The sequence below is a fragment of the Bartonella sp. AC158YNML genome, assembly GCF_042196725.1.
Taxonomy (GTDB): domain Bacteria; phylum Pseudomonadota; class Alphaproteobacteria; order Rhizobiales; family Rhizobiaceae; genus Bartonella.
In genome coordinates, this window is sequence record NZ_JBHIQU010000042.1 from 1 (window position 1) to 4,010 (window position 4,010).

General features: G+C 36.5%; 1 protein-coding gene. It reads right to left on the bottom strand.

The features are described from left to right. On the bottom strand, window positions 1-4,010 hold a 4,010-nt coding region (locus tag ACFIM1_RS08960), incomplete at both ends, for a type ISP restriction/modification enzyme (protein ID WP_375694649.1).

The window sequence follows — 4,010 nt, forward strand, 5'->3', positions numbered from 1 at the left end:
TTAGCTGCTTTTGCGAATTTCATTTCAGTTACATAATAGAATTTTTCGGGATTAGAGATCTCTGTAACTTTTGGATTACCCTTTTTAAAGGTCACTGGATAAGGCTCTAGATCTTCATAATTCACGTGCAAATGACCCAGTTCACGCCCTGCTGTTACAAATTTCCAAAAATCTTCAGCACTCTTTACACAAGGGATACGAGGTAATTCTTTAGAGAGGTTATCAGCATAACGGGCACGATAATCTTCCGAATGCAAAATTCCATAAACATAATAAAAGATATCTTCTTTTGTTATATTCTCATTAGGATAAGCGGCTTTAAAATGTGCTAATCCCGCATCTGTAATACCATCACGAACTTTCTTTTTTACATTTGTAGCAAACAAACTCTGGTCATGAGTTTTTTTCTCTTCACAATAGAACATAAGTGGATAGCATTTTGTTGTATCTAATGTGTGATAATTGATTGGTTTATTAGTCATGAGACAGGAAAAATGAGATAGACTTCCTTTACCCGAAATACAAATTCCAAGATTATGCGGAATATCTGAATTAAAAAATTGATGCGTTTGTCCTAGTATCTCATTAAGGAATGGTGATGTATAATGCCACATTGTCATAAACGGGCGATAAAGAACGAGAGCTTTTAGATTTGGTTCAAATTTTGCATCTATTTCTTGCTTCAGTTTGGAACGAAGCCCCCTAGACCATCCAATTTTTGTAGCATCATAATCAATAATTTCTTTTACAGATATAGACGGGTTCTTGGAGATAAGTTGTTTTTGTATATTAAAATATTTGATTGTTTTTTGAATAGATTCATCTAGTGCATCATTCGAAAAATTATAAACCCAAGCATCTCTATTTGATTGTACACCAAGTGAGACTTCTTCAAAAATTTTAGAATCTATAAGGGTACTTTTATCCCCCATAGGTATGAATTGATCAAAATCAGCAACTCTTTGCTTTATCCAATCATGTTTTTCATTAGGCGTAATCTCAATAAACTGTTTGGATTGTATTATTCCTTTTATGCTTTTTAATTTATGTAAGAGATATAATTTCTCCTTTGTAGAAAGGTCATCACCAATATCATGATAGTAAATCTTACACGGTTGTTTTTTATTTGGATTGCGCACAAAAAGAGTTATAACTATTCCACTTTGACTTCCAGAGCCAAAAACATTCCCCCCTTCTTTTGATTGTTCTTTTGATTTTATATTTTTTCGAATATCACCACGAAGATTGATGATATAAATAGCAGAATACTCATTTTGTAAGCATCTTCGCATACCATCCGCAAATATTTTATCTATCCATCCATTTCCAGAAACATAGGCTACAACGCCGCCTTGAGAACTTAAACGATTACTAGCCCATCTAATTGCTTGAATATAACTGTTATAAAGCTCTTTACGGTTAGTACCAACATTCAAACCTGATGCATATGTATTTTTGATGCTATCATTAAGAGTATCATAATGGACGTTTGGATTATTATCATTGGCACTTTTTTGACCTGTTGAATAAGGAGGGTTGCCAACAATAACTTGGATATCTGCTTCCTGCTGTTTTTTACACTGCTCTGAATTCTCAAACATATAGCGTGTAAAAAAATCTTTTTCTTCAAGCATCAAAAACGTATCAGTTAAACAAATTCCTTCAAAAGGTATATACTCTCCTTTCATAAGACTATGATAGGTCGATTCAATGTTAATCGCTGCTATGTAATAGGCAAGCAAAACAATCTCATTGGCATGAATATCATGACGGAATTTATATTCCATATCCTCTGGTTTGATACGCTTGGATTGTAAAAGCCGTGTAATAAAGGTCCCCGTTCCCGTGAAAGGGTCAAGAATAGAGACGCCTCGAGAACTTAAGCTTTGTCCAAACTCTTGCTCTAAAACATCATTGACGGAATGTAAGATAAAATCAACTATTTCAATAGGCGTATAAACAATCCCAAGTTTATCTGTTGTCTTTTTGAATGCTTTGGTAAAAAAATCTTCGTAAAGTTTGATAATAAGATTCTGTTTTGCTCGCGTCTCAATAATCTCCTCTGTATCATCCTTTATACTTTGATAAAACTTTTCAAGATCTTTGGCTTCGTCTTTGATATTCATCTTATCAAGTTCAGCTAAGATTTTTTCCATCGCTTGCGAGATGGCGTTTTTACTCACAAACTCATTTCCATCAAACAAGGATTCAAAAATAGGTCGTGTCACAAGGTGTTGCGCCAACATCTCGAGTGCATCCTCTTGTTCGATACTGTCATTTAAACCGTTCTTTAATTCTTTATGAAAGGCATGAAAGGCGCGATAAGCTTCACTCTTTTTATCAGCGAGTATGCTTTTAAGACGAATAATATGATTTTGTGCAATTGCAGCTACATTGCCAGCCCAATTTCCCCACTGATTAGGCTCTCCACATTTTTTGACAATGATGGGCTTAATAGCACGCGATAATTCATCAACATAAAACTCGAATTCTTTTTGTCCTCCATATTTATAAGAGCTTTCACTTGCTACTGAACCAATATGAAGCCCAACACTTTCCGATTTTGCGTGGAAAGAGAGTTCGTCAACAACAGCGGTCATTGCTTGTAAAGCAGGGTCAAAAGTGACTCCTACAATCTCAAACACATGACGAACATTTTGGTCTAGCTCTAAGGCTTTTATTTTGTTTTTAAAGTTGTCATCATGAGCACGCAAAGCATTGAGAACTTGCCAGATGACATCATACTTCGTATTGTTTTCTAAAGCCTGTTGTGGTGGAATATTAAAGGGAATACCAACGGGTAAAATAATATAGCCTGTTGTTTTACCTTCTGCGCGACGCATCACGCGCCCCACCGCCTGTATCACATCTACATGACTTTTACGCGGGTGTAAAAACATAACCGCATCAAGAGCAGGGACATCGACTCCTTCAGAGAGACATCGGACATTGGTTAACACACGGCAGTTATTCTCATCTGTCTCTTCTTTAAGCCAATCAAGTAATTTATTACGATTTTTGCCATTAAAAGATCCATCAATGTGCTTAACATCAAAGATAAGAGAAGTCTTACTTTCGGGGACAAATTTATGATATTCATCAATAGCGTCATTGAATAGTTCGCTGACTAGTTGAGACGTCTTGATACTTTTACAAAAAGCCAGAGAACGACGCATAGGTTTTATGCCATCTTCTTCTTTCTTTTCTATTTGGGAAAGTGCTTTGTAGCAGCCAATGATTTTGGTTGTATCATCAAGAATAAGTTCGGAATTTTTATCTTTAAGGCGTTTCTGAATCGTTGCGTTAATAATTGCTTCATCAACAGCCAAGACGATAACTTTATAGGGTGTTAAAAGTTTATCTTTTAGAGCTTTTGAAAAAGTATACGTGTAAAGATTTTTTCCATAGAGCTCTTCATCATCCATGGACGCCAGAACAGCATCAGATGCGTCAGCCTTCTTTTTCAGCTTGTCGGTAAAGATCTTAGGGGTTGCCGTCATGTACAGACGTTTTTTACCTTGAATGATGCTGTTATCATGAACCTTGATAAATTCAGATTCATGCTTGTCTGTTCCCAATACAACCCCAGTCGTACGGTGTGCTTCATCACAAATGATCAGATCAAATTCGGGTAAATCATATTCCTTTTGTGCATTCGAAATCACTTGAATGGAATGATAAGTTGAAAAGACCACAGTCATCACATCAAGAGAGGTCTTATTGGCTTTACGCGCAAGCTCTTTGGCATCGGTAGTAGCCGGTAAAACAAGGTCTGATGCATCGAGACCAGCTTCATCATCATTTTTACTTTTACGACGTTTGCCTACTTGTGTATCCGAACACACCGCAAAGGAACGCAAGGGGATTTCTGTATCAAGGGTCCATTCACGAATTGTTTGAGAGATAAGAGCGAGAGAGGGCACCAGAAACAAAACACGCTTGCCTTTTCCTGCTATGGTTTCTGCTATCTTAAGACTGGTGAATGTTTTACCCGTACCACATGCCATAAT